This window comes from Paraburkholderia bannensis, assembly GCF_014200455.1.
GTDB classification, from domain to species: domain Bacteria; phylum Pseudomonadota; class Gammaproteobacteria; order Burkholderiales; family Burkholderiaceae; genus Paraburkholderia; species Paraburkholderia bannensis_A.
In genome coordinates, this window is record NZ_JACHBW010000002.1 from 216,653 (window position 1) to 241,072 (window position 24,420).

Below are 24,420 nucleotides of genomic sequence, written 5' to 3' on the forward strand. Positions count from 1 at the left end.
GCATGGATTGTAACGCCTCGCCTTTGCGCGGCTGGCCTGCTGCGAGACCAGGAACACTCGCAATTTATCCCAAATTAGATAAGCATTGTCTTAGACTGTATTGGTGAATTTAAGAGAGTATCGCCACGAAAGCGCAAGAAATAACCAGTCAGCCTACTTTTTCGCTCATATGACAAATTGTTGAGGTAGTTGCGTTTTTAGGCGATTTGTAGCTTTTATGGGGTATATGTAGCTCAACTGGTTGTCAACTTCGACGAAAGCCGATTGCACAATCAGCGTCATGCCAACCTCCGAAGAAAAAGCCGCCTTCGCCGAACGTCTCAAGTTCGCCATGAAGCGCGCACCCGAAAAACTGCGCGGCAGCACTGATCTGGCCAACCGGTTCAACCTGCGTCATCACGGCGAGCAGCCGGTCTCGCCGCAGACCGCCCACAAGTGGCTGAGCGGTCGCACCATTCCCACCAGCGACAAACTGGAAACGCTGGCTGAGTGGTTCGACGTGGATGTGCATTGGCTCCACTACGGTCCGTCGCCGGGCAAATCCGCGCCTGCCGTACCCAAGCCGCGCAAACCCGACGACAAATACCCGCTTTCCGAGGAAACGCTCGAACTCGCTTCGAAGATCGAATCGTTGAGCGAGCACCACCGCTATCTGGTGGAAGAACTGGTTTCGCAGTTTTACGGCGGCCCCGCAAAGGGCTAGTGCACGAGTATCGGGCAGATCGCACGCCATCCGCGCAGCCATGAAAAAAGCCGCCTGACGAAAGTCAGGCGGCTTTGTTTTTCAGGCGTCGAAACCCGCTGCTTTAAGCGGTTTCCTTTTCCTTCTTCTTGCCTTTGCCCATCATGCGCGTGATGTAGTACTGCTGCGCGATCGAGAGCACGTTGTTCACGACGTAGTACAGCACCAGACCCGCCGGGAAGAAGAAGAACATGACCGAGAACGCGATCGGCATGAACATCATCATCTTGGCCTGGACCGGGTCCGGCGGCGTCGGGTTCAGACGCGTCTGCAGGAACATCGAGACCGCCATCAGCACCGGCAGGATGAAGAACGGATCCTGCTGCGAAAGGTCGTGAATCCACAGAATCCACGGCGCGCCGCGCATTTCCACCGACGACAGCAGCACCCAGTAAAGCGAGATGAACACCGGAATCTGGATCACCACCGGCAGACAGCCGCCGAACGGATTCACCTTCTCGGTCTTGTACAGCTCCATCAGCGCCGCGTTCATCTTCTGCGGGTCGCTCTTGAAGCGCTCGCGCAGCGCCTGCATGCGCGGCGTGATTTCCTTCATGCGCGCCATCGACTTGTAGCTCGCGGCCGACAGCGGGAAGAACACCGCCTTGATCAGCAGCGTGAGCAGCACGATCGCCCAGCCCCAGTTGCCCACGTAGCCGTGGATCTTTTCGAGCAGCCAGAACAGCGGCTTGGCGATGATCGTCACCCAGCCATAGTCCTTAACCAGCTCCAGACCCGGCGCGATGCCTTCGAGCATGCGCTCTTCTTCAGGGCCGGCGAACAGGCGCGCCTGCACGTTGTCGGTCGCGCCCGGAGCGATCGTGCCGAGCGGCTGCTTCACGCCCACGCGATAGAGCGCGTTGTCGAACTTCTCGACGTAGATGTCACGCTTGACGCCTTGCTGCGGAATCCACGCGGTCGCGAAGTAATGCTGCACCATCGCCACCCAGCCGTTGTCGGCCTGGCTCACGAAGTCGGCCTTGTTCTTGTCGATGTCGCTGAACGAGATCTTCTGGAAGTGATGCTCGTTCGAGTACACCGCCGGGCCGATGAAGGTGTGCGAGAAGCGCGGCGTTTCCACCGGCTCGCTGTCGCGCACGAGCTCCATGTAGAGCGTGGGCGAAACCGGCGTGCTGCCCAGGTTCTGCACCTTCGTATCCACGCCGATCACATAGCTGCCCTTCGTGAACGTGTAGGTCTTGGTGACCTTCACGCCGCCCTTTTCGGGCGATTCGAGGCTGATCTGGAACGAGCCGGCGTCGCCGCTCAGTTCGCGCGGACCGGGCGCCGCCGTGTAGATGTCGTTGTGGTTCGGGAAGTCGCCGCCGAGCAGACCCGTACGCGCGAGGTACGTATGGTCCTTCGTGTGGTCGAACAGGGTGATGTACTGGTCGGGCTGCTTGCCGTCGCCTTCCTTCACGAGCGAGAGCTTCGTGAGCGTGCCGCCGCGCGTGTCGATCTCACCGTCGTAGACGTCGGTGTGGAAGTGCACGAGCTGGGCGGTGGCGGCGGCGGGCTGCGCCGCGCCGGTCGGCGCCTGGCCTGCGCCCGCGGCCGGCAGGTCGGAAGCGGCGTCAGGGGCGCTGGCGGGCGCGGCGCCGCTGGCGGCAGTCTGCTGCGTTTGCGTCGCGCTCGGGAAGAACATCGACTGACGTCCGTGGTCGCGCTGCCAGTTGTCGTACAGCATGACCGCTGACATGAAGAAGATGACCCATAGGACGGTGCGTTTGATATCCATGCGTTGTCTCAGTGTCGATGGAATGGCGCATCAGCGCTTATTCGGGGATGCAGGCGGGACCGGATCGACGCCGCCCGCCGAAAACGGGTGGCAGCGGCACAGCCGCCGGGCGGCGAGGTAAGTCCCGCGCGCGGCGCCATGATACTGGATTGCCTCGCGTGCGTAATCCGAACAGGAAGGGTAAAAACGGCAGCGGTTGCCGAGATAGGGACTCACGGCAAGCTTGTAGAAACGCAGTAAAGCGATCAGTACCGTTTGCATGGCGTGGCGGCCGCAGAGCGCCGCGTGGAAAGACGGACAACGTGCCGCACCCGCGTGGACAGCGGATGCAGCGTGCGCGGCGCAAACATGCGGCTCGCGCGCTGCGCTCATGGAGCGTCGGGCGCTTGCGGCGCTGCATTGCGCTTGGCGACCTCGCGTGCCGCCTTTTCGAGCAAATACTCGATTTCGGTACGGCACAGCGTCTTGAGCGGCGGCGACGAGGCGCCCGGCATGGCCTTGCGGTCGAATTTCGTATGCAGACGCAGCAGCAGATCGAAACCTTCGAACTGCGCGCGGCGCAAGCGAAACGCTTCGCGGGCAATGCGGCGCACCAGGTTGCGCGTGACCGCGCGCGGCGCATACTTCTTGCCGATCACGAGGCCGAGGCGCGCGTCTTTGCCCGTAGGCCGGCCGTACACCACAAAGTGGGCGGCACGGCGCCAGGGGCGCAAACGAAAAACGGATGAGAACTCATCCGTTTTCAGTAGCCTTGCGGCCTTCGGGAAAGCGGCCTGCGTTCGTAGCGAGGCGGCGCGCACATCCTCCGCTTTGCCCGATTCTTCCAGCTGTTCCGGCAGTGTCACGTCAGGCCCGCTATCGTCGATCGTGCGGATAGCGAAGCTATCGACAACACTGGGAAGCGCCGCTTAGATCGCGAGGCGCTTGCGACCCTTCGCACGGCGTGCGTTGATCACTTTGCGGCCACCGGCGGTCTTCATGCGCACACGGAAACCGTGGGTGCGCTTGCGACGGGTAACGGAAGGTTGGTAAGTACGTTTCATGTTGCTCTCACTTGTTGAGAAATGACCGCGGCGAGCATCGCGGAAAAAGCAATGGCCGGTGGTACAGGGATTGGTTTTCGCGGAACCCGCTATTTAATCCCGTTTTTCTTTGGCCGTCAATAGCTTAGGGTATCGGAAGGCGCGATTTCGTCCAGGTTCGACCCTGGCGACGCCTCGCGAAGACCCGCTCGCGACCAGGTTGCGCCGATGGGGCGCGAACACGCGCTGCGTTGATCCGTCCCTGTGGATAACTCCCAGGCCAGGAGAAATCGGCGTTAGAATCTCGCCTATCCCAAGAATCCTGCATGCCGCTCCGGCCCGCCTGCTTGCCGCAAACCCTTTGCCGCGCGGGCTTCCGGAGCATTTGCCGTCGCCCCGTCAGGGCCCCGTTGCGTTTGTGCGACATGCACGGCGCGGCAGCAATGCCTGCAAACAAAACGACCACAGCAACTCGATGAACGAATTCTGGCAACACTGTTCCGCACTGCTGGAGCGCGAGCTGACGCCCCAGCAGTACGTGACGTGGATTAAACCGTTGGCCCCGGTTGCCTTCGACGCTGCGGCGAACACGCTGCAGATAGCCGCACCCAACCGCTTCAAGCTCGACTGGGTCAAGAGCCAATTCTCGGGCCGTATCACCGATATGGCGCGCGACTTCTGGCAGACCCCTGTAGACGTGCAGTTCGTCCTTGATCCCAAGGCGGGCATGCGCGCGCCCGTGGCCGCCGCACCGGCGCCGCGCGCGCCGCTGGCGAGCACCCCGTTCGCGGAACCTGCTATCCAGGCAGCCCAGGCGCCGGCTTATCAGGCTTCACACGTCACTTCACACGCAAGCTCGCAGGCAAATCACGCGAACCCGGCCGGTCCGGGTTCGGCAGCGCTGGCCGCTGCCCAGCTTGCGCAGGCCAACGCCGCAGCGGCCCGGGCCGCGGGCGATGACGCCGCCGACCTCGATCTGCCGAGCCTCGACGCCAACGAAGCCGCAGCAGGCCGCCGCAGCTGGCGGCCGGGCCAGAGCGCGGCCGCAGCGGCGGCAAGCGGCGGCGAACCCGATCCGACCTACGAGCGCTCCAAGCTCAACCCCGTGCTCACGTTCGATAACTTCGTGACCGGTAAGGCGAACCAGCTGGCGCGCGCGGCGGCCATCCAGGTCGCGGACAACCCCGGCATCTCGTACAACCCGCTGTTCCTGTACGGCGGCGTGGGCCTGGGTAAGACTCACTTGATCCACGCGATCGGCAACCAGTTGCTGGTGGACAAGCCGGGTGCGCGCATCCGCTATATCCACGCCGAACAATATGTTTCCGATGTGGTGAAGGCGTACCAGCGCAAGGCGTTCGACGACTTCAAGCGCTATTACCACTCGCTCGACCTGCTGCTGATCGACGATATCCAGTTCTTCTCGGGCAAGTCGCGCACACAGGAAGAGTTCTTCTACGCGTTCGAGGCGCTGGTCGCCAACAAGGCGCAGGTGATCATCACGAGCGATACGTATCCGAAGGAAATCTCGGGTATCGACGATCGCCTGATCTCGCGTTTCGACTCCGGCCTGACGGTGGCGATCGAGCCGCCCGAGCTGGAAATGCGCGTGGCCATTCTGATGCGCAAGGCGCAGTCGGAAGGCGTGAACCTCAATGAGGACGTGGCTTTCTTCGTCGCCAAGCACCTGCGCTCGAACGTGCGCGAGCTCGAAGGCGCGCTGCGCAAGATCCTCGCGTACTCGAAATTCCATGGCCGCGAGATCTCGATCGAGCTGACCAAGGAAGCGCTCAAAGACCTGCTGACGGTGCAGAACCGCCAGATTTCGGTGGAAAACATCCAGAAGACGGTGGCCGACTTCTACAGCATCAAGGTCGCCGACATGTACTCGAAGAAGCGCCCCGCGAACATCGCGCGGCCGCGCCAGATAGCCATGTACCTGGCCAAGGAGCTGACGCAGAAGAGCCTGCCGGAAATCGGCGAGCTGTTCGGCGGGCGCGACCACACCACGGTGCTGCACGCGGTGCGCAAGATCGCCGACGAGCGCACCAAGGACGCGCAACTCAACCACGAACTGCACGTACTGGAACAGACGCTCAAGGGCTGATCGAGGCCGCAAGCCGTCTGGAGCCAACAGGAAATGCGCGGTGCCCCGGCGGTCTGGCTGCCGGGGCACTGTTTATTTCCCGGATCGCCCCCAATTTAGGGAAGTGGTCGGTTTTCAGGCACAATATGGGTTTAACCGCGGGCGGCCGGACCGCCTGCGGATTTCACGCCGCGGCCTGCGCTGCAGGGCGGCGCCAGGGCTTGTCGCCCCATGCCGTCACGCATGGCGCGGGCCCTGGACGGGATGCGCAGACCGCTACATCAACGAAGGAACTCTATGCAACTGGTCAAGACCGAACGCGATAACCTGCTGAGGCCGCTGCAAACGGTGAGCGGCATTGTCGAACGCCGCCATACGTTGCCGATCCTCGCCAATCTGCTGATCACCAAAAACGGTCCCGACGTCTCGTTCCTGTCGACCGACCTTGAGTTGCAGATCACCACGACCGCCGATTTCGGCGTCGGCAACGACCAGGTGGCCACCACCGTCGCCGCGCGCAAGCTGCTGGACATCCTGCGCGCGATGCCTGACGGCCAGGTCACGCTCACGCTCGCCGACAAGCGCCTCACGGTGCAGTCGGGCAAGAGCCGCTTCGCCCTGCAGACGCTCGCCGCGGACGAGTTCCCCACGGTGGCGCAGGCCAAGGACTTCGGCGCGAATCTCGCAGTGCCGCAGAAGACCTTCCGCCAGTTGCTGGGCATGGTCTATTTCGCCATGGCGCAGCAGGACATCCGTTATTACCTGAACGGCATGCTGCTCGTGGTGGATGGCGACCAGCTGATGGCCGTGGCTACCGACGGCCACCGCCTTGCGTTTTCGTCGATGAAGATCGAAGGCGGCGCATTCGCGCGCCAGGAAGTCATCATCCCGCGCAAGACCATCCTCGAACTCCAGCGTCTGCTCGAAGATATCGACGATTCGCTGAAGATCGACATCGGCTCGACGCAGGTGAAGTTCACCTTCGGCCAGGTCGAACTGGTGTCGAAGCTGGTGGAAGGCAAGTTCCCCGACTTCCAGCGCGTAATTCCGAAGGCGCACAAGAACACCTTCGAAATCGGCCGCGAAGAACTGCAACGCTCGCTGCAACGCGCGGCCATTCTCACCTCCGACAAGTTCAAGGGCGTGCGCTGCATCATCGAGCCGGGCCAGCTCAAGATCATGTCGACCAACGCCGACCAGGAAGAGGCGCAGGAAGAGCTGGAAATCGCCTACCAGGGCGACACCATCGACATCGGGTTCAACGTCACGTATCTGCTCGACGTCCTCGCGAACCTGAAGGTCGACACGCTTCAAGTGAGCCTTGGCGACGCCAGCTCCAGCGCGCTCATCACGATTCCCGAGAACGAGGAATTCAAGTACGTCGTGATGCCGATGCGCATCTAAATAGCGCGAAAGAAGAAGAACACCAGGGGGCGCTGAGCCCCTTTGGCGTTTTTATGGCTTTTCGAAAAAGCCCCGAGCAGCAACCCAGGCAGTACGCAGAACCGGAAAAAATCCATGACTGATACGAACAATTCGCAACCCGACAACAGCAGCTATGGCGCCTCGTCGATCCAGATCCTCGAAGGACTGGAAGCCGTGCGCAAGCGGCCCGGGATGTACATCGGCGATACGTCGGACGGCACCGGTCTGCACCATCTCGTCTTCGAAGTGCTGGACAACTCGATCGACGAAGCCCTCGCCGGCTACTGTAACGACATCCACGTGGTGATCCACGCGGACAACTCCATCTCGATCACCGACAACGGCCGCGGCATCCCCACGGACGTGAAGATGGACGACAAGCACGATCCGAAGCGCAGCGCCGCCGAAATCGTGATGACGGAACTCCACGCGGGCGGCAAGTTCGACCAGAACAGCTACAAGGTTTCGGGCGGTCTGCACGGCGTGGGCGTGTCGTGCGTGAATGCGCTCTCCAGCTTCCTGCGCCTGACCGTGCGCCGCAACGGCAAGAAGCACTTCATGGAATTCCACCGTGGCGTGGCGCAAAACCGCGTGCTCGAAGAGCGCGACGGCGTGATGGTCTCGCCGATGCAAGTGCTCGGCGACACGGAACATCGCGGCACCGAAGTGCACTTCATGGCCGACGAAACCATCTTCGGCAGCGTCGAATATCACTACGACATTCTCGCCAAGCGCATCCGCGAACTCTCGTTCCTGAACAACGGCGTGCGCATCCGCCTGACCGACCAGCGCTCGGGCAAGGAAGACGATTTCGCCTTCGCGGGCGGCGTGAAGGGCTTTGTCGAGTACATCAACAAGGCCAAGACGGTTCTGCACCCGACCATCTTCTACATCTCGGGCGAGAAGGACGGCGTGGGCGTCGAAGTGGCGATGCAGTGGAACGACAGCTACAACGAAAGCGTGCTGTGCTTCACCAACAACATCCCGCAGCGCGACGGCGGCACGCACTTGACCGGCCTGCGCGCGGCGATGACGCGCGTCATCAACAAGTACATCGCCGATAACGAAATCGCCAAGAAGGCCAAGGTGGAAACCTCGGGCGACGACATGCGCGAAGGGCTGTCCTGCGTGCTGTCCGTGAAGGTGCCGGAGCCGAAGTTCAGCTCTCAGACCAAGGACAAGCTGGTGTCGTCGGAAGTGCGCGCGCCGGTGGAAGACGTCGTGGCGAAGGCGCTGGAAGAATTCCTGCTCGAAACGCCGAACGACGCCAAGATCATCTGTAGCAAGATCGTCGACGCCGCGCGTGCGCGCGACGCTGCGCGTAAAGCGCGCGAAATGACGCGACGCAAGGGCGTGCTGGACGGCGTGGGCCTGCCCGGCAAGCTCGCGGACTGCCAGGAAAAGGACCCGGCGAAGTCGGAAGTCTATATCGTCGAGGGCGACTCGGCAGGCGGCTCGGCCAAACAAGGCCGCGACCGTAAGTTCCAGGCCATCCTGCCGCTGCGCGGCAAGGTGCTGAACGTCGAAAAAGCGCGCTACGACAAGCTGCTGTCTTCCGAGCAGATCGTCACGCTGATCACCGCACTGGGCTGCGGTATCGGCAAGGAAGACTACAACCTCGAAAAGCTGCGTTATCACCGCATCATCATCATGACCGACGCGGACGTGGACGGCGCGCACATCCGCACGCTGCTGCTCACGTTCTTCTATCGCCAGATGCCGGAGATGATCGAGCGCGGTTATGTGTATATCGCGCAGCCGCCGCTCTACAAGCTAAAGGCCGGCAAGGACGAGCGCTATCTGAAGGATGACGCCGATCTGAACGCGCACATGCTGCGTCTCGCGCTGAACGGATCGGAGCTTGTGCCCGGCGAAAACGCAACGCCGATTTCCGGCGATGCGCTGGGCGAGCTGGCGCGTTCGTATCAGCTGGCGCGCGGCGTGGTGGATCGTCTTTCGCGTCTGTACGACGTGCGTGCGCTGGAAGCGATCATGGATGGCGTGGCGATCGATCTGTCGAGCGAGGAATCGACCGAAGCGTCGGCGCGCGCGCTCGAAGCGCATCTGCGTGACGATCCGCTCAAGCCGGAAGTGAGCGTGGTGCCGATGTACGACCAGGTGCGCGAGCAACGTTCGCTGCGCGTGGAGCGCACTCATCACGGCAACGTGAAGGTGTCGGTGATCGACGAGGAGTTCCAGCTCACCGCCGATTATCAGCAGCTCGTGAACACGGCCAATACGTTCAAGGGTTTGATCGGCAAGAACGCCATCATCAAGCGCGGCGAACGCAGCATGGCCGTGAGCGACTTCAAGAGCGCGATGAAGTGGCTGATTGCGGATGCTGAGCGTAACGTTTCGAAGCAGCGTTATAAGGGTCTCGGCGAGATGAACCCTGAACAGCTGTGGGAAACGACGATGGACCCGGCTGTGCGTCGTTTGTTGCGCGTGCAGATCGAAGACGCGATTGCTGCCGATGGCATTTTCACCACGCTGATGGGCGATGATGTGGAGCCGCGTCGTGCGTTTATTGAGAGCAATGCGCTTAGGGCGGGGAATATTGATGTTTGAGCGTCAGGTTAGATAGCCGCTCAAGCTGAGAATGGAAGGCCCATAAGTTGGAAAGCTTATGGGCCTTTTCTATTGCAAGTCTGGACTCTTCAATGAATCGCCCGCGGCGCAGGCGGCCACGCCCGGATTGCTCAACCGTTGAGAAGCTGACTGGTCGACTTCACGACAGTTTGGCGAGCCGCTTCATGAAATTACGCTTCGCGCGATACGCGGCCCGAATCTCCTCCAGTTCAGCGGCGAACGTTGAACGTTCATCCTGCCGCGCCCGCAGCTTGCCGATAGCCTGAACGAATTCGAACGCCTCGTCATATCGGGCGTTGTACGTACCGCGCTCGACAGCAGCTGGCAGCAAGCGGTGATATAGCGCGATGGCATCGTGCGGATGAGTCTTGCTACGGGCGTACGCCATTTCAGGCCATAGCTGCGTGGCAACCGGGCCGCCGGTAAACGTTTCCCATGCGACGTCGTTCTCGTTGCTCGCAAGGAAAATCCTGACCAGCTCGGTTCGCGCCCCCCGTTGCCCGACGGGGCGCTTCGATTTAGCCGTCGCTTCCTCTGCACGAACCAGCGCCCAGAGATGTTTGAGTGCACGCTCCCGGGTTTCTGCACTGCGGTCGGTGACAGTGGCGACCTCCATCAAAGCAGGAAAAGCGTCAGCCGTCGGACGCATCTCGAAACGTTGCCACGCGTACGAAGCGGCTTTGTCGAATTCGCCGCGCCGCAGATACGCGTCGATGCAGAAATCGAGGAGACGCTGGTCAAGGCTTTGGCCTGACTCCAAGATGCCGCGTTCGGCCCATGCGAGCCCGTCGTCCGGACGACCGTGCTTCACACAAAGCTCCGCGACCACCAGAAACCGGTACGGGCTGGACAGGTCCTTCGAGTGGATGCGAATGAGCGCGTCGACATCTCCGTCGAGTTCGGCGAGTGCCGCCATCGCGTGCTCGAGCTGCATCCGCGGCGAGTCGTATGAGCGTCGGTATTGCTTGCCCGGTGCGAGTATGGGCATCGCTTCCCATGCCTCGTTGACGAGTTCGCGATAACGGCGCAACCCGCTCTTGCCCAGTGGTTCCGCGTACGCCGGCAGGACGTTGTAGAAGGTGTCCCACCTGCCTTCTGTCTGGAAGCGGAAGAGCCGCTCCGCAAGCTTCACCGGGTCGGGGCCAGTTATCTTGCAGGCATCGAGATGCACAGAAGCGAGTTCGAGAATCGCCGGCATCACGTCGCCATTGGAGTCGTCAATCTGTTCGAGGCTCTTTTCTGCGCCGGCAATCGCCAGCTCGCATAGTTCGACCACTTGCGCCGCATGCGGTCCCGAAAGCCTTTGACGCAGCATGTCGGCCAGCGACATGAGCCCGTCGGCGTATGCACCAGACTCTTGCCAGTCTAGCGGGCGTGAAATGCCCGTCATCTGACTGACGGCGATCTTCATGGCGGGCAGGTCGGTGGCTCCGGCCGAACGCGCAGCGAACAGCAGTTTGTCGCGCAGCGCAAGATCCTGTTCGACGGCGTCCATCAACAACTCCTCAAGCGCATCCCTGCCTAAGGTCGCCACATATTCCCGAATCACTTCAGCGTAGGTCTTCCGCTTCTTGCATGGCTTCCCTGGTGCCGGCTCGTCGGCGTGAAACACCTCTTCACCGGAATTTTCGAGCCAAGAGAGCGCAACGGCCACCGCGTGCTTGCAGAACACGCCATCGTCGCCTACAGGACAGTTGCAGCGGTAAGCGAGTCCGCCATTGTCGACGGCGAGTTCGACGCGGTATCTGTGCGTGCCGCGCACGGTCGCGCGAACCAGATCATCGCGCACGTCCAGGCGGGAGACGGCGCCATCGTTGAAATAAGCCTTGCCGCGCGCAAACATCTTCGTGTCGGTCAGCAACTGGACTTCGGCAAGCGTGAGAACCTCGGAGAGCTTTGCAGATCTGGGCATCAAATGACTGGCGAAAAATGGGGAATATCGCGACGGCCGGCGTACAGGCACGATGATACGTCGCAGCGCACACGGTCTGGAATGCGTGCGTCATTTCACTTGCCGCGCCTTGTCCACACCACCAAGCGGATAACTCGCGCATAACCCCAGGAAATCGCTGTGCACGAATCGGGGATAACTTTAACGCTGCCAAAACTGTGGAAAAGTTGTCCCGGGCTGCCGGGGATTTTCCCGTTTACGCCCGCAGACTTATGAATTTTCCACAGCCTTGTTTACTCAACGGTTTTCCCCGGTTATCCACAGATTACCCAGGGGCTTGTTAACTATTACTACGTTTACGTATACATAAATATTAAAAACCTAAAGCCGATTCCCGTAAACGCAAAAACCGCTGGAAAACTTCTCCAGCGGCCTGCCTGGTCAACCCGGATCGCAGCTCTCAAGCCAGCGGAATGTAGAGTTCGGTCTTGAGATCCTCGGGCGCGGCTTCATCCGGCGTATTCAGATACACCTCGAACGAAGGCATCGAAAAATCCGGCTTGCGCCCAAGTTTCTGCAAGCCATCGTTGTAGAACCACATCCACGCCTGCTGCAGTCCCTGATACGGCCCGACGTGCAGCACCCTCGCGTGCTCGCCGCCGCGCAGCTGGAATTTCTCGACGGGCGAGATCACTTCCACATCCGTTTCCTCGCCCAGATGCAGCGCGGCCTTCGAGCGCAGCTTCGACGCTTCCACGGTGTTCGGATCGTCGTAATAGATGCCCACCATCTTCGAGCCCGCCGTGCGCACGTTGCGCTCAGCGAGCCACTGAGCGAGCGTATAAAACGCATCCCCGATCTTCATATATGGGCCGATGTGACTGACGGCGAGCAGGTCCATCGGCTCAAGTTTGACGAGTTCCACTTCGCGGTCTTGCATGATGGCGTCTCCAGATTCGGCGGCCGCGATGGACCGCGCAGGGTGAATGCGCCTCAAGATAGCACCGCGCCTTCGCGGACGTTCTCAACCGGGCCGCGTCGTCCTACAGCGCCACGCGCGTCACCGGATGCGCCTCCAGCCACGCATTTTCCTCGTCGCTATAGAGCCGCGAGCGCGTGAGAAAGCGCAGTCCCGTGGGGCGCTCCAGCGAAAACATGCCGCCGTTGCCGGGCACCGCGTCGATGATGAGCTGCGTGTGCTGCCAGTACTCGAATTGCGCTTCGGTCATATAGAACGGTACGCCGCCGATCTCGCCGAGCTGCACATCGGCGTTGCCGACCATGAATTCTTCGCGCGCAAAGCACATGGGCGCGCTGCCGTCGCAGCAGCCGCCCGATTGATGAAAGAGCAGGAAACCGTGCTCGCGCGCGAGCTGTTCGATCAGCGCGAGCGCGGCGGGTGTGGCGGTGACGCGTTCGACCATGTCGCGATCCTCCTTGTCGATAAAACGAGCCGGGCGCCGCGCGATGCGGCGCCCGTTCCGATTAAACCGCAGGCGATCAGAAGAAGCCGAGCGGCTTGTCGCTATAGCTCACCAGCAGGTTCTTGGTCTGCTGATAGTGGTCGAGCATCATCTTGTGGTTCTCGCGGCCAATGCCGGACTGCTTGTAGCCGCCAAACGCCGCGTGCGCCGGGTAGGCGTGATAGCAGTTGGTCCATACGCGCCCCGCCTGGATCTCGCGGCCGAAGCGATAGGCACGCGTACCATCGCGCGTCCACACGCCCGCACCGAGGCCGTAAAGCGTGTCGTTGGCGATTTCCAGCGCTTCCTCTTCGGTCTTGAAGGTCGTGACGGAGACCACCGGCCCGAAAATCTCTTCCTGGAAGATGCGCATCTTGTTGTGGCCGCGAAATACCGTCGGCTTCACGTAGTAGCCGTCGCCCAGTTCACCGGCCAGCGCGTTGCGCTCGCCGCCGATCAGGCATTGCGCGCCTTCCTGCTTGCCCAGATCGATATACGAGAGGATTTTTTCGAGCTGTTCCTGCGACGCCTGGGCGCCGATCATCGTTTTCGTGTCGAGCGGATGGCCTTGCTGGATCGCGGCGACGCGCTTGAGCGCGCGTTCCATGAAGCGGTCGTAGATCTTCTCGTCGATCAGCACGCGCGACGGGCAGGTGCAGACCTCGCCCTGATTGAGCGCGAACATCGCGAAGCCTTCGAGCGCCTTGTCGAAGTAGCTGTCGTCGTGATCGAGCACATCGGCGAAGAAGATGTTCGGGCTCTTGCCGCCCAGCTCCAGCGTCACCGGAATGATGTTCTGGCTCGCGTACTGCATGATGAGGCGGCCCGTGGTGGTTTCGCCCGTGAAGGCGATCTTGGCGATGCGCTTGTTCGAGGCGAGCGGCTTGCCGGCCTCCAGGCCAAAGCCGTTCACGACGTTGAGCACGCCCGGCGGCAGCAGGTCCTGAATCACCTCGACGAGTACGAGGAACGACGCGGGCGTCTGCTCGGCGGGCTTGAGCACCACGCAGTTGCCGGCGGCCAGTGCGGGCGCGAGCTTCCAGGCGGCCATCAGGATCGGGAAGTTCCACGGAATGATCTGGCCGACCACGCCCAGCGGCTCATGGAAGTGATAGGCGACAGTGTCGTGATCGATTTCCGAGATGCCGCCTTCCTGGGCGCGCACGCAGCCCGCGAAATAGCGGAAATGATCGGCGGCCAGCGGAATGTCGGCGGCCAGCGTTTCGCGCAGCGGCTTGCCGTTATCGATGGTTTCGGCGACGGCGAGCTTGTGCAGGTTTTGCTCGATGCGATCGGCGATGCGGTTCAGGAGGTTGGCGCGCTCGGTCGGCGAGGTCTTGCCCCATGCGGCCTTGGCCTTGTGCGCGGCGTCGAGCGCGAGTTCGATGTCGGCTTCGCGCGAGCGCGGGATCGACGTGAATGCGTGACCGGTAATCGGCGAGATGTCGTCGAAATACTCGCCGCCCAGCGGCGCCACCCATTCGCCGCCGATGAAATTGCCGTATTGCTTCTTGTAGGGGAATTCGGTCGTCAGAAACTGCATGTCCGCGTGATTCATCGATGTGCTCCTCGTTGTGCTCTCTATGGATAGGCTGGGCGTGCTGTGCGCGACGCGACCGGTGCACGCTTACGCCAGAACCGTGCCAGTGCGCCGCAATGAGGGCGCGAGCGCGACGGGGCGGCCATCCGGGCAAACAGGCGAGGGCGATGAGGGTAAAACGGTCGATAACGTTGTATCGCCACGGCACAACGTTTGATGGACGTGCTCAAAAAGAGAACAACTCGAGGCGACGCAACGCGAATGCAGCAGGAAAAAACGCCGCGCGGGGCGCGCATACGGTAGGCTTTGCACCCGTAACTGCAAGGAGAGTCTGCAATGTCCGAAGAAACCTTCATCTGCCGCAACCAGTCGTGCGGCACCCCGTGGGAACAAAGCGATGTGGTGATCAAGAACGAAGGCCAGGGGCCGTTGTTCCGTTGCCCGATGTGTGGCGCGCGCAATTACCTCGAAGTCTTCGAGGACGACGACGGCAACAAGGTCTACGAACAGGTCGACGGCAAGCCGTTCCTCTGATCGTCGCGAGCGCCTGCGTGGTCCTTAGAGGATCTCGGAGGCGAGCGAAATGCCAAAAATAATGCCGCCGATCAAGCCGAGCACGCGGCCCAGCAGCAACAGGTTCAGATCTTCGTCGAGCAGGTTGGGGTCGCGCTTCTCGCGCAGCAAGGTGCGATGCAGGAGCGGGCGCGGAAACAGCAGGCACGCGGAAATGAACGCCGGCACTGCCAGCCGGAACGCCGCGCTGTAGTGGCGGTCGGACGGAAAATCGAGCCAGACCATTAGCACGACCAGTAATGCCGTGAGAATGCCGCCAACGATCGAGCCGGCGACGAGTTTGTCGGTGGGATGCGCGTGCATGATTGCCGCCTTCGGATAGAGAGTGCGATAGACGGTTCATCATCTGATTTCCGTCAGAAAAGACCTATCGGAGCAGTCCGAAAACGCGCCGCGCCGAGCATTGGGCGTGCCCATGAGGCCTTTCCAGGGCCTTTCTCTCCCTATCTGATCGAGTAGGCTGGCGATACCTCCCCGGCGTCCTACAGTTACGTCATACGATAAGAAACACGTAGGGTTTATCGGACTCGCAGGACTGTCGAACATTCAGCCGGGGGGCTCTCGTCATGACATTCGTTGAACAGGAAATCGCACACATCGCGCGTGTGATGCCGCAATCGCTGGTGGGCGACTTCGAGGAGGCGGTGATGGGCCCCGCATACTGGCGTCGGCGGCTTCATGCGTTGCTCAAGCAGAATCATCTGACGCATGTGCAACTGGTGACAGTGGACACGCTGCTGCGCCAGCTCGACGGTTTCGAGGCGATCGGGCGCTGGATGCCTCAATCCAGCAAGGCGGAGCGGATGACGGTGCGCTCGCGCAGGGAGGCTCAGGCTAGCGCGGCGGTGTGAATCGCGCAGGGTTTGAGCCGCGCGATACAAGCAGTAAACCGAACGCGGAAAAGCAAAAAGCCCGGAGCCCGGTCAAAGACCGGGCTTTTTACATGAATTAGCTGGTGGGGCGTTAGTGACTCGAACACTCGCCAGATATAGCCCGGAAGACACCGAACACGCCCTATCGAGGGGCGATTCTTTGTTTACCGGCTGCCGTCAGGTTTCCCGATCAACACGCCCTTTTCGACGTGATGCGTGCCTTGTGGAGAACGACCGCCTCGCCGCAGCACGGCAATTATGTGTTTTGGATATTTATGATTGAGATCAGTGTAAACCTTCTGGCCAATCCACTTTGAATGAGAGGGGCCTTACCTTTTGACAGGTGAATTCGCCGAAGCCTTGAGATAGCTCGTAGAGCTGAGATTGCCGTCCCTTAAAATGACTTTTGCGGCGTGCGCGCCTCTTTATTGATTTTTCGGTCTCCACGTCCATTGAACGTGTACTATCTTAGTATCCAATTCCTTTGCAATAGTTTGAATGTGATCCCATGATAAAAAGCGATTCTGTTATGCAAATAATTCAAATCGCATATTTTTCATCGAGAATACAGCGAAGCCGTGAGCGGCGCTACTAAGCTGTGCTTTCCGATGCCGTGAAACATATTGCTGACTGCAAGAAACATCTAGTCTAATATGCCACGATTTTTACTGTTTGAGGGAAATCGTTTGTGGGAGATGTGCTGACTTATAAATAAGAAAATCCCTAATAAATCGGGCTGTGATTTTTCGACGCCACAATTATGCAATCGAGATCGCAGGGCATTTGCGAATTGCCTATATCTTCGAAGTAACAGATGTGCATCAAACTTCCAGATAAGTCCGTGCTCCATATAGTGAAGCGATTTTGTCTGTAAAATCTGTTGTGCAGGAACCTTATTGGGTCATCGAAAAAGCGTGTGGAATGTAAAAAAGGATTGAGATGAGTGCGCAAGACATCGTGAAGGCGATGCAAGGCGGATTCCTCCGTTGCAACTGAGCTTTACTGCGGTCGACTACGCCAAAGATGGCCAGTATCGATCCGATGCCAAGACTGACGGGCCTCCAGAGATGAAGCTGGAGGACTACGTTCAACGCATGGCGTGGATCAAGAAGACGGGAAAACTTTTCGACAAGCTGATGAGGGATCAGTTCGAATATATGAATGGTGAACTACATCAGATTGCCGAAATGGGTGGTCTGACTTGAGCCAATATGGTTAAGCCATGAATTTTATTAAAAACAAGATTTTTGTAGTCTGTGTCGTTGGTTTTGCGCTGGTTGTATTTTTTACTATCGAAAAGTTTGCGTCAGGATCTGACGAGCGGGTAATTTCAATGAACCAAAATCTGGTTAAGATTCATCCTGGGGTGGAGGGGATTTACGATGCGAAATCTCAGGGATTTGAAGTGATGAATCACCCGTCAGGGGTATTCTCATACACAAAGCATTGGGATAATTCCGGGACCGTAAAGGTAGTGCACGGTTCCCGCGGCTTTGAGATCAACAATGTCGCCATTCTGACTGCTCTCGGTGACGGAAATTTTCCTGGGAGAGGCGTCGACAACTGGGATGTTTTATTCAGTATTTCATCGAAGAAGGAAATATCTTTAGAGGAAGCGCGAGATAGAACGATGGAGCTTCTCGAAAAAATTCGGGCTGCTGGTTGGCAGAGATATGTAGAGACATCTGACCCGAGGTTGTTGGGGAGACAGGCCATGATATATGCGTTAGCTGAACCAGGGCGCATCTATTCCTTAGACTCTAAATATACTCCGACTCTAGAAGAGTGGGGAAAACTAATTGACATTGAGCCGCGCTGGAATTTTTATGCGGATGGGGTATTTGTCAGTTTGACGTTTTCTTATCATGCATCGAGTAATCCTGGGATGGGAAGCTATTTAATGGATGTTGAAATCAGTACGGCTTCCGACGCCTATGCGGCTTACTTCTCGCGGGATAGCGTTGAGAAAAAGAAAAATTGGAAGGAATATTTGTCAGATAAGTTGCTATCTGTCAGAGAGGAGCGAGTTAAGGCGGAAGCCAAGCTTGATCCGCATGAGTTCACTATTGATACCTCATATCAGGCTCCGCCATTTGAATCTCCCGACTTCTCGGCCAAGGCTAAGGTTGATGCAGCCCATTGATTGAGGGAGGGTGGTAAATGCAACGCGCCAAATTGCTGGGAAAGGCACAGATTGTGGTGGGCGACACGACCAGCCATGGTGGCAGGGTGATTTCGGGCAGCCCGTCCTCGACCTGGAGTGCAGCTAATATCCCGATTGCCCGCAAGGGAGATCAGGTGACGTGTCCGCTCTGTGCGCCACATTTATTCGAGATCGCCGAAGGCCTCGAAGGCTGCGAGGATTTCGGGCAACTTATGGCGATAGAGGGCCACAAAACGACCTGTGGGGCGATTCTGATCGCCCGGCCCGCTCCAGCTGAAGACTGATGTTACAAGTGGTAGCCGGGCGTTGGTGGCCCGACTCGTAATGCACCATCGCCGCCTACTCACCGATAGCCAGATGGAAAGTTCGGTCGAGGGGGAAGGATGGCGTCGCTGGTTGGTTTTGGGGGCAGCGGTACGGCGAATGCGTTTTCAAGTGACGGGGACAGTAATTTCTGTGAGCTAAGGCGTCCCGTCTAGTCATTCACAACCAGCCGGATCGCCCCTACGAGTAGCAGCACATCATCCAGCAGAAAAGTGGCGGGGAAGACGCGGACAACGTCGTCTGGATTAGCGCGACGCTGCACGATTACCTGGATCGATGGAGCGAACGCCCTTGGCAAGGCGGCGCATTTTTTTCTATTTTTGCCACCCAGCAGCTTCCGGGCGCGTACATGATCGGGACGTGCGCCAACGGCTACCATTGTTCGGTCTACGACTATCACGTCTCGGAGTCGCTGACGCTTTGGCGGTGGGATGATGTGAGTCATGCCGTCAATCCGATTTCAGCCATTTCCCGGAGAGGGGTGATGTCTCTCCTCGTAGCTCGGTTCGAGCTTTAGAAGGCCTGAGTGGAGCGCAAATGGACCGGCCAAAGCAAAAAGCCCGGTCAGAAGACCGGGCTTTTCACATGAATTAGCTGGTGGGGCGTGAGTGACTCGAACACTCGACCTACGGATTAAGAGTCCGCTGCTCTACCAACTGAGCTAACGCCCCCAACAGAAGAAAGATTATGCCTGTCGTTTTGAGACTTGGCAAGTCCTTTTCGCAAATTTCCTAAAAAAACTTCGGTCGGGCTTTCCGGGCCCTGTCGGGCGTCCGCCAAAACCCGCCGTCTCGCCCTCATAGCTTTGAGCGGCGTAGGCGCTTTCCCTGCTCCAGACATCCATCGGCAATTCCTGCCGGTATGATGTGGCCACGCCGCCTGGTGCGCTCAGCCAGCCGCGTGGCACACCATCCCAACAAGATACGAGACAGGCAAGGAAAGGCACCAGGCAATGGACGAAAAGGCAATCGACGCGCTGCTTGAGCGCGTGCTGGCGCCGTGGGTGAAGGCGCTCGGGTTAAGGCCGGTCGCGGTCACGGAGGAAAGCGCCACGCTGCGTCTGCCGTTTTCTGGCGAGCTGCGCCACGCGGGCGGCGTGATCTGCGGCCAGGTCTTCATGGCGGCCGCCGATACGGCGATGATCGTCGCCATCAGCGCGGCGCTCGGCGAATTCAAGCCGATGACCACCGTCGCGCTCAACACCAGCTTCATGCGCGCGGTGCGCAATGGCGATGTGACCGTCACGGCACGCGTGCTGCGAATGGGCCGCAATCTGGTGTTCGGCGAAATAGAACTCTACGACGAAGAGGGCCGGATGGCGGTTCACGCCACCTCGACTTACGCGCTGCTCGACTAAGCTATGCCCTTCGGTATCCGGAAGAGACGAAGGACATGTTCGATCAGGTGGTGTTTGCGGGCGGCGGCAATCGCTGCTGGTGGCAGGCGGGATTCTGGGACGTGGTGCAGCCGCAGTTGCAGATCCGTCCGCGCGTGATTACGGGTATTTCGGCGGGGGCCGCCACGGCCTGCATGATCTATACGCGCGATTCGCAGTGGGTCATGCGCTATTACGAGGAAGCGCTCAAGCACAACAGGCGCAACGCGTACTGGGGCAATCTGCTGCGCAGCGAGTCAGTGTTTCCGCACTACCGCATCTACCGGCAGGCGCTGCTCGACATTTACGGGCCGCAATTCGGCAAGCTGCAGGACGCGCCCGAAATCCGCATCGGCGTGTCGCATGTGCCGCGCTGGCTGGGCGCGCGCAGCGCCGTGGCGGCGGGCCTGATCGCGTACAACATCGAGAAGCACATCCGCAAGACGCTGCATCCGACGCTCGGCCAGAAGCTCGGCTTCCATCCCGAGTTCGTGACGGCGCAGGCCTGCGAGCGCGTCGAGGATCTCGCCGATCTCGTGCTGCAGTCGTCGTGCACGCCGCCTTTCACGCCGGTTTTGCGCCGCAATGGTCGCCCGGTGCTCGATGGCGGCATGGTCGACAACGTTCCGGTGGGCGCGCTCGACGATACGCCGGGCCGTGTGCTCGTGATGGTCACGCGTCTGTATCCGCGCCCGCAGACCTTCGTGGTCAAGCACCGCACGCAGGCGGGCGGCGAGCAGCAGCGCCTCTATATCCAGCCATCGGCGAAGGTGCCGATTTCGAGTTGGGACTACACCAGCCCGCAGCAGATGCAGCACGCCTATAACCTCGGCTATGAGGACGGTCAACGCTTTCTTGAGCGGCTGCCCGACGTGCTCGAAGCTGCGGCGCACGCATAAGGCGGCATCGCGAAATGAAAAAAGGCGGCCCAGTTCACCACTGGCCGCCTTTTCGGTTGCGCGCGAGGACGCTTACTTGCGACGACCGCCTTGCAGCGCATCCGGATTCGCGACGTGGGAAAGATCGCCCGCGTCGAACGCCAGGATATTGCGGAACGCCGCGCCAAAGTACAGCTCGTAGCTTTCACGTTCCACATAGCCGATGTGCGGCGTGCAGATCACGTTCTCCATGCGCAGCAGGCTGTAGCCCTGCAGGATCGGCTCGCTCTCGAACACGTCGATCGCCACCATGCCCGGCCGGTTGTGCGAGAGCGCGCCAAGCAGCGCGTTTTCTTCCAGCAGTTCCGCACGGCTTGTATTCACCAGCAGCGAAGTGGGCTTCATCCGCAGCAGGTCATCCTGCTTGACGATGCCGCGTGTGTCGTCGTGCAGACGCAGATGCAGCGAGAGGATGTCGCTTTCCTCAAACAGCGCTTCGCGGCTGGCGGCGGCTTCATAGCCGTCCGCGCGCGCCGCTTCGAGCGAGTGCTCGCGGCCCCAGATGATCACGCGCATGCCAAACGCCTTGCCGTAGCCAGCCACCAGGCGACCGATCTTGCCGTAGCCCCAGATGCCGAGCGTCTGGCCGCGCAGCACCTGACCCAGACCGAAGTTGGGCGGCATCGCCGAGGTCTTCAGCCCCGACTGTTGCCACGCGCCTTGCTTGAGGTTGGCGACGTACTGCGGAATGCGCCGCTGCGCCGCCATGATGAGCGCCCATGTGAGTTCGGCGGGCGCGACGGGCGAGCCGGTGCCTTCGAGCACGGCAATGCCGCGCTCCGAACACGCTTCCATATCGATATGCGGACCGGCTTTGCCGGTCTGGCTGATCATGCGCAGATGCGGGAGTTTGTCGAGCAGTTGCGAGGAGATGCGCGTGCGTTCGCGGATCAGGACGAGCGCTTCGACTTCCGAGAGGCGGCTGGCGAGCTGGCCGAGGCCGCGCACCGTGTTGTTGAAGACCTTGACCTCGTGATCGGCGAGCAGTTCAAAGCAGTCGAGCTTGCGGACGGCGTCCTGGTAGTCGTCAAGGATGGCAATTTTCATGGCAGCGAAGTAGAGGGTGGTGCAATTCGGTAAGGCGCCTGGGTGGCGGTGCACATCGCGCGCCGGCAAGATCCGGCAACAGCCGGCAAAACGCGGTGCAACACAGTCTTCATCTGGTGGTTATCCCACTATGCAGCGTCGGGAAGGCTGGTATGAATATAGGGAAACCTTCATTGCCCCGAACGGAACACGAAAAACTGGCAAAACTGGCAATAAACAGGCATCCAATTTGCGATCCGTGCGACGGCGCTCAATACGGCTAACAACAATTTGAACGAGAATTTTTCCCTTTTATCAGCTTGAAGGGCCGCGATGCAAGCCGCTTTACAGACGGTTGCGAACCCTCGCTGATAAGGCCTTGACGACCTGCCCATCCGCGCGAACCAGGTGTCCGAAATTGAGCGGAACACCCGTTACGCGCCGGTTGCGCCTCTCGCCAGCAGCGTCGAAAAGGGCCTGAAACGATTTTTTATCAGCCCAGTTGGAGACACTTCGATGAACCATCCCGATTTCCCCGCTCAGGCCGCCGCGCAAGCGCCGGACTGGGTTCGCCACCGAAAACTGGTGGAGTGGGTGCAAAGCGTTGCCGCGCACACCCAACCCGAACGCATCGTCTGGTGCGACGGCTCGCAGGAGGAATACGACCGTCTTTGCCAGCAGATGGTCGATGCCGGCACGATGCGTCGTCTGAATCCGCAGAAACGCCCGAATTCCTATCTTGCCTGCTCCGATCCTTCGGATGTGGCGCGCGTCGAGGATCGCACCTTCATATGCTCGCAGAAGAAGGAAGATGCGGGGCCGACCAACAACTGGATGGCGCCCGCCGAAATGCGCACGACACTCGACGGCCTGTTCGCAGGCTCGATGCGCGGGCGCACGATGTACGTCGTGCCGTTCTCGATGGGCCCGCTCGGTTCGCCGATCGCGCACATCGGCGTGGAGCTTTCCGATAGCCCGTACGTGGCCGTCAACATGCGCATCATGACGCGTATGGGCCGCGAGGTGTACGACGTGCTGGGCGAGGACGGCGAGTACGTGCCGTGCGTGCACAGCGTGGGCGCGCCGCTGGCGGCCGGCGAGCAGGACGTGCCGTGGCCGTGCAACAAGACCAAGTACATCGTCCACTTCCCGGAAACGCGCGAGATCTGGAGCTACGGCTCGGGTTACGGCGGCAATGCGCTGCTCGGCAAGAAGTGTTTCGCGCTGCGCATCGCCTCGACCATGGGCCGTGCCGAAGGCTGGCTCGCCGAACACATGCTGATTCTGGGCGTGAAGTCGCCGCAAGGGCGCAAGTACCATGTCGCTGCGGCGTTCCCGTCGGCCTGCGGCAAGACCAACTTCGCCATGCTGATTCCGCCGTCCGCGATGAACGGCTGGGAGATCAGCACCATCGGCGACGACATCGCCTGGATCAAACCCGGCGCGGATGGCCGCCTCTACGCGATCAATCCGGAAGCGGGCTACTTCGGCGTCGCGCCCGGCACGAGCGAGAAGACCAACTTCAACGCCATGGCGACGCTCAAGGAAAACGTGATCTTCACCAATGTCGCGCTGACCGACGACGGCGACGTTTGGTGGGAAGGCATGACCGACACGCCGCCCGCGCATCTGATCGACTGGCAGGGCAAGGACTGGACGCCGGAAATCGGCAAGGAAACCGGCCGCAAGGCCGCACATCCGAATGCGCGTTTCACGGCGCCTGCTTCGCAATGCCCGTCGATCGACGCCGACTGGGAGAACCCCAAGGGCGTGGCGATCGACGCGTTTCTGTTCGGCGGCCGCCGCTCGACCACGGTGCCGCTCGTAACCGAGGCGCGCGACTGGACCGACGGCGTTTACATGGCCGCCACGATGGGTTCGGAAACCACGGCCGCCGCAGCGGGGCAGCAGGGCGTGGTACGCCGCGATCCGTTCGCGATGTTGCCGTTCTGCGGCTACAACATGGCCGATTACTTCGGCCACTGGCTGAATATGGGCGAGCGCCTGACGCAACTGGGCGCAACGCTGCCGCGCATTTTCTGCGTGAACTGGTTCCGCAAGGGCGATGACGGCAAGTTCGTGTGGCCGGGCTTTGGCGAGAACATGCGCGTGCTGGAGTGGATGGTGCGGCGCATCGAAGGTCAGGCCGAAGGGGAGGGGCATGCTTTCGGCATCTCGCCACGCTACGACGACCTCGACTGGCGCGGGTTGGATTTCACGCCTGAGCAGTTCGAGAAGGTGATTTCCGTCGATGCCGAAGCCTGGCGCGCGGAGCTCGCGCTGCACACCGAACTGTTCGAGACGCTTGCCCAAGGTTTGCCGCAAGCGTTGCGCGATGCGCGCACCGCGCTCGAAGCACGTTTTTGATGTGTAAATGTGAGCGCTCACTAACTATGTAGTCCGCGTTTTTGAGCGCAATTTAAAAAAGGGCCGCCTTCGAGCGGCCTTTTCATTTAAAGGGCCAAAGCATCCGCAAAAATATCCTGGGGAAAACCCGAGGTTTCTGTTCGCCGCAAAGTAGCGGGTTTCGCTGCATCGCGCAATATTGTTTCTTTACCTGGAACAGTAAGCTGTCAATCCTGCCATATTCGGCGACAGTAGCGAAAATTCTGAAGAAATTCACGCTAGTGGAGGCAACTTCTGCACGAATTC

Annotated in this window: 22 protein-coding genes and 1 tRNA gene; 12 read left to right on the plus strand and 11 right to left on the minus strand. The window is 60.2% G+C overall.

What is annotated here, in order from left to right:
- The first annotated feature begins 280 nt into the window (after window positions 1-280).
- Entirely contained in the window at window positions 281-703 is a 423-nt protein-coding gene (locus tag F4827_RS03985) for a transcriptional regulator (protein ID WP_183721846.1), read from the plus strand.
- Window positions 704-806: 103 nt separating this feature from the next.
- Here the strand turns inward: F4827_RS03985 and yidC are convergent, their stop codons facing one another.
- The 4 genes from yidC to rpmH all read right to left on the minus strand — a co-directional run bounded on the left by yidC (window position 807) and on the right by rpmH (window position 3,523).
- The gene (gene yidC / locus F4827_RS03990; protein WP_183721849.1) at window positions 807-2,480 is read right to left on the minus strand and encodes a membrane protein insertase YidC; all 1,674 of its coding nucleotides are present in this window, start codon (window positions 2,478-2,480) and stop codon (window positions 807-809) included.
- A gap of 30 nt (window positions 2,481-2,510) precedes the next feature.
- On the minus strand, window positions 2,511-2,741 hold the full coding sequence (gene yidD, locus F4827_RS03995) for a membrane protein insertion efficiency factor YidD (RefSeq protein WP_027815935.1): 231 nt from the start codon (window positions 2,739-2,741) through the stop codon (window positions 2,511-2,513).
- A gap of 107 nt (window positions 2,742-2,848) precedes the next feature.
- Complete coding sequence (gene rnpA / locus F4827_RS04000) at window positions 2,849-3,325, minus strand: ribonuclease P protein component (protein WP_183721852.1); 477 nt, start codon at window positions 3,323-3,325, stop codon at window positions 2,849-2,851.
- 63 nt (window positions 3,326-3,388) lie between these two features.
- Entirely contained in the window at window positions 3,389-3,523 is a 135-nt protein-coding gene (gene rpmH / locus F4827_RS04005) for a 50S ribosomal protein L34 (RefSeq protein WP_004198824.1), read from the minus strand.
- A gap of 454 nt (window positions 3,524-3,977) precedes the next feature.
- Between rpmH and dnaA the strand changes: the two genes are divergently transcribed.
- From dnaA to gyrB, 3 genes are all read left to right on the plus strand, one after another.
- Window positions 3,978-5,609, plus strand: a complete 1,632-nt coding sequence (dnaA, locus tag F4827_RS04010; RefSeq protein WP_183721855.1) for a chromosomal replication initiator protein DnaA — start codon at window positions 3,978-3,980, stop codon at window positions 5,607-5,609.
- A gap of 276 nt (window positions 5,610-5,885) precedes the next feature.
- Window positions 5,886-6,992, plus strand: a complete 1,107-nt coding sequence (gene dnaN, locus F4827_RS04015; protein WP_183721858.1) for a DNA polymerase III subunit beta — start codon at window positions 5,886-5,888, stop codon at window positions 6,990-6,992.
- Between the two features lie 114 nt (window positions 6,993-7,106).
- A complete protein-coding gene (gene gyrB, locus F4827_RS04020; protein WP_183721861.1) occupies window positions 7,107-9,581 on the plus strand; it encodes a DNA topoisomerase (ATP-hydrolyzing) subunit B in 2,475 nt (824 codons plus the stop codon).
- Window positions 9,582-9,741: 160 nt separating this feature from the next.
- On the opposite strand, the gene F4827_RS04025 is transcribed toward gyrB, so the two are convergent.
- The 4 genes from F4827_RS04025 to adh form a co-directional block, all read right to left on the minus strand.
- Window positions 9,742-11,514 carry an SWIM zinc finger domain-containing protein gene (locus tag F4827_RS04025; RefSeq protein WP_183721864.1) on the minus strand — a complete coding sequence of 591 codons (1,773 nt, stop codon included), beginning with the start codon at window positions 11,512-11,514 and terminating at the stop codon, window positions 9,742-9,744.
- Between the two features lie 439 nt (window positions 11,515-11,953).
- The gene (locus F4827_RS04030) at window positions 11,954-12,433 is read right to left on the minus strand and encodes a GyrI-like domain-containing protein (RefSeq protein ID WP_183721867.1); all 480 of its coding nucleotides are present in this window, start codon (window positions 12,431-12,433) and stop codon (window positions 11,954-11,956) included.
- A 103-nt stretch (window positions 12,434-12,536) separates the two neighbouring features.
- Window positions 12,537-12,917: a DUF779 domain-containing protein gene (locus F4827_RS04035; RefSeq protein ID WP_183721870.1), complete on the minus strand. Its 381-nt coding sequence runs from the start codon at window positions 12,915-12,917 to the stop codon at window positions 12,537-12,539.
- A 76-nt stretch (window positions 12,918-12,993) separates the two neighbouring features.
- The gene (adh, locus tag F4827_RS04040; RefSeq protein WP_183721873.1) at window positions 12,994-14,514 is read right to left on the minus strand and encodes an aldehyde dehydrogenase; all 1,521 of its coding nucleotides are present in this window, start codon (window positions 14,512-14,514) and stop codon (window positions 12,994-12,996) included.
- Window positions 14,515-14,832: 318 nt separating this feature from the next.
- On the opposite strand from adh, the gene F4827_RS04045 reads away from it, so the two are divergent.
- Complete coding sequence (locus F4827_RS04045) at window positions 14,833-15,030, plus strand: hypothetical protein (protein ID WP_183721876.1); 198 nt, start codon at window positions 14,833-14,835, stop codon at window positions 15,028-15,030.
- A gap of 24 nt (window positions 15,031-15,054) precedes the next feature.
- Here F4827_RS04045 and F4827_RS04050 read toward each other — a convergent pair whose 3' ends face one another.
- Window positions 15,055-15,372, minus strand: coding sequence for a hypothetical protein (locus F4827_RS04050; RefSeq protein WP_183721879.1), 318 nt, complete (start codon window positions 15,370-15,372; stop codon window positions 15,055-15,057).
- Between the two features lie 263 nt (window positions 15,373-15,635).
- Between F4827_RS04050 and F4827_RS04055 the strand changes: the two genes are divergently transcribed.
- From F4827_RS04055 to F4827_RS04070, 4 genes are all read left to right on the plus strand, one after another.
- On the plus strand, window positions 15,636-15,920 hold the full coding sequence (locus tag F4827_RS04055) for a hypothetical protein (RefSeq protein WP_183721882.1): 285 nt from the start codon (window positions 15,636-15,638) through the stop codon (window positions 15,918-15,920).
- A gap of 1,007 nt (window positions 15,921-16,927) precedes the next feature.
- The gene (locus F4827_RS04060) at window positions 16,928-17,146 is read left to right on the plus strand and encodes a hypothetical protein (protein ID WP_183721885.1); all 219 of its coding nucleotides are present in this window, start codon (window positions 16,928-16,930) and stop codon (window positions 17,144-17,146) included.
- 17 nt (window positions 17,147-17,163) lie between these two features.
- Complete coding sequence (locus F4827_RS04065) at window positions 17,164-18,084, plus strand: hypothetical protein (RefSeq protein ID WP_183721887.1); 921 nt, start codon at window positions 17,164-17,166, stop codon at window positions 18,082-18,084.
- Between the two features lie 17 nt (window positions 18,085-18,101).
- Entirely contained in the window at window positions 18,102-18,389 is a 288-nt protein-coding gene (locus tag F4827_RS04070) for a PAAR domain-containing protein (protein WP_183721889.1), read from the plus strand.
- A 635-nt stretch (window positions 18,390-19,024) separates the two neighbouring features.
- On the opposite strand, the gene F4827_RS04075 is transcribed toward F4827_RS04070, so the two are convergent.
- Window positions 19,025-19,100 (minus strand) — tRNA-Lys (locus F4827_RS04075).
- A gap of 281 nt (window positions 19,101-19,381) precedes the next feature.
- On the opposite strand from F4827_RS04075, the gene F4827_RS04080 reads away from it, so the two are divergent.
- Both F4827_RS04080 and F4827_RS04085 read left to right on the plus strand, forming a co-directional pair.
- A complete protein-coding gene (locus F4827_RS04080; RefSeq protein WP_183721891.1) occupies window positions 19,382-19,786 on the plus strand; it encodes a PaaI family thioesterase in 405 nt (134 codons plus the stop codon).
- Between the two features lie 35 nt (window positions 19,787-19,821).
- Window positions 19,822-20,703, plus strand: a complete 882-nt coding sequence (locus tag F4827_RS04085; protein ID WP_183721893.1) for a patatin-like phospholipase family protein — start codon at window positions 19,822-19,824, stop codon at window positions 20,701-20,703.
- A 72-nt stretch (window positions 20,704-20,775) separates the two neighbouring features.
- Here F4827_RS04085 and F4827_RS04090 read toward each other — a convergent pair whose 3' ends face one another.
- Window positions 20,776-21,789: a D-2-hydroxyacid dehydrogenase family protein gene (locus F4827_RS04090; RefSeq protein ID WP_183721895.1), complete on the minus strand. Its 1,014-nt coding sequence runs from the start codon at window positions 21,787-21,789 to the stop codon at window positions 20,776-20,778.
- A 495-nt stretch (window positions 21,790-22,284) separates the two neighbouring features.
- Here F4827_RS04090 and F4827_RS04095 point away from each other — a divergent pair, with 495 nt between their 5' ends.
- Complete coding sequence (locus tag F4827_RS04095; protein WP_183721898.1) at window positions 22,285-24,135, plus strand: phosphoenolpyruvate carboxykinase (GTP); 1,851 nt, start codon at window positions 22,285-22,287, stop codon at window positions 24,133-24,135.
- Window positions 24,136-24,420: the final 285 nt, after the last annotated feature.

Bases quoted from the DNA above. Each gene is read 5' to 3' on its own strand.
- F4827_RS03985 (WP_183721846.1), top strand. From the start codon at position 281: ATGCCAACCTCCGAAGAAAAAGCCGCCTTCGCCGAACGTCTCAAGTTC.
- yidC (WP_183721849.1), bottom strand. From the start codon at position 2,480: ATGGATATCAAACGCACCGTCCTATGGGTCATCTTCTTCATGTCAGCG.
- yidD (WP_027815935.1), bottom strand. From the start codon at position 2,741: ATGCAAACGGTACTGATCGCTTTACTGCGTTTCTACAAGCTTGCCGTG.
- rpmH (WP_004198824.1), bottom strand. From the start codon at position 3,523: ATGAAACGTACTTACCAACCTTCCGTTACCCGTCGCAAGCGCACCCAC.
- dnaA (WP_183721855.1), top strand. From the start codon at position 3,978: ATGAACGAATTCTGGCAACACTGTTCCGCACTGCTGGAGCGCGAGCTG.
- dnaN (WP_183721858.1), top strand. From the start codon at position 5,886: ATGCAACTGGTCAAGACCGAACGCGATAACCTGCTGAGGCCGCTGCAA.
- gyrB (WP_183721861.1), top strand. From the start codon at position 7,107: ATGACTGATACGAACAATTCGCAACCCGACAACAGCAGCTATGGCGCC.
- F4827_RS04025 (WP_183721864.1), bottom strand. From the start codon at position 11,514: ATGCCCAGATCTGCAAAGCTCTCCGAGGTTCTCACGCTTGCCGAAGTC.
- F4827_RS04030 (WP_183721867.1), bottom strand. From the start codon at position 12,433: ATGCAAGACCGCGAAGTGGAACTCGTCAAACTTGAGCCGATGGACCTG.
- F4827_RS04035 (WP_183721870.1), bottom strand. From the start codon at position 12,917: ATGGTCGAACGCGTCACCGCCACACCCGCCGCGCTCGCGCTGATCGAA.
- adh (WP_183721873.1), bottom strand. From the start codon at position 14,514: ATGAATCACGCGGACATGCAGTTTCTGACGACCGAATTCCCCTACAAG.
- F4827_RS04045 (WP_183721876.1), top strand. From the start codon at position 14,833: ATGTCCGAAGAAACCTTCATCTGCCGCAACCAGTCGTGCGGCACCCCG.
- F4827_RS04050 (WP_183721879.1), bottom strand. From the start codon at position 15,372: ATGCACGCGCATCCCACCGACAAACTCGTCGCCGGCTCGATCGTTGGC.
- F4827_RS04055 (WP_183721882.1), top strand. From the start codon at position 15,636: ATGACATTCGTTGAACAGGAAATCGCACACATCGCGCGTGTGATGCCG.
- F4827_RS04065 (WP_183721887.1), top strand. From the start codon at position 17,164: ATGAATTTTATTAAAAACAAGATTTTTGTAGTCTGTGTCGTTGGTTTT.
- F4827_RS04070 (WP_183721889.1), top strand. From the start codon at position 18,102: ATGCAACGCGCCAAATTGCTGGGAAAGGCACAGATTGTGGTGGGCGAC.
- F4827_RS04080 (WP_183721891.1), top strand. From the start codon at position 19,382: ATGGACGAAAAGGCAATCGACGCGCTGCTTGAGCGCGTGCTGGCGCCG.
- F4827_RS04085 (WP_183721893.1), top strand. From the start codon at position 19,822: ATGTTCGATCAGGTGGTGTTTGCGGGCGGCGGCAATCGCTGCTGGTGG.
- F4827_RS04090 (WP_183721895.1), bottom strand. From the start codon at position 21,789: ATGAAAATTGCCATCCTTGACGACTACCAGGACGCCGTCCGCAAGCTC.
- F4827_RS04095 (WP_183721898.1), top strand. From the start codon at position 22,285: ATGAACCATCCCGATTTCCCCGCTCAGGCCGCCGCGCAAGCGCCGGAC.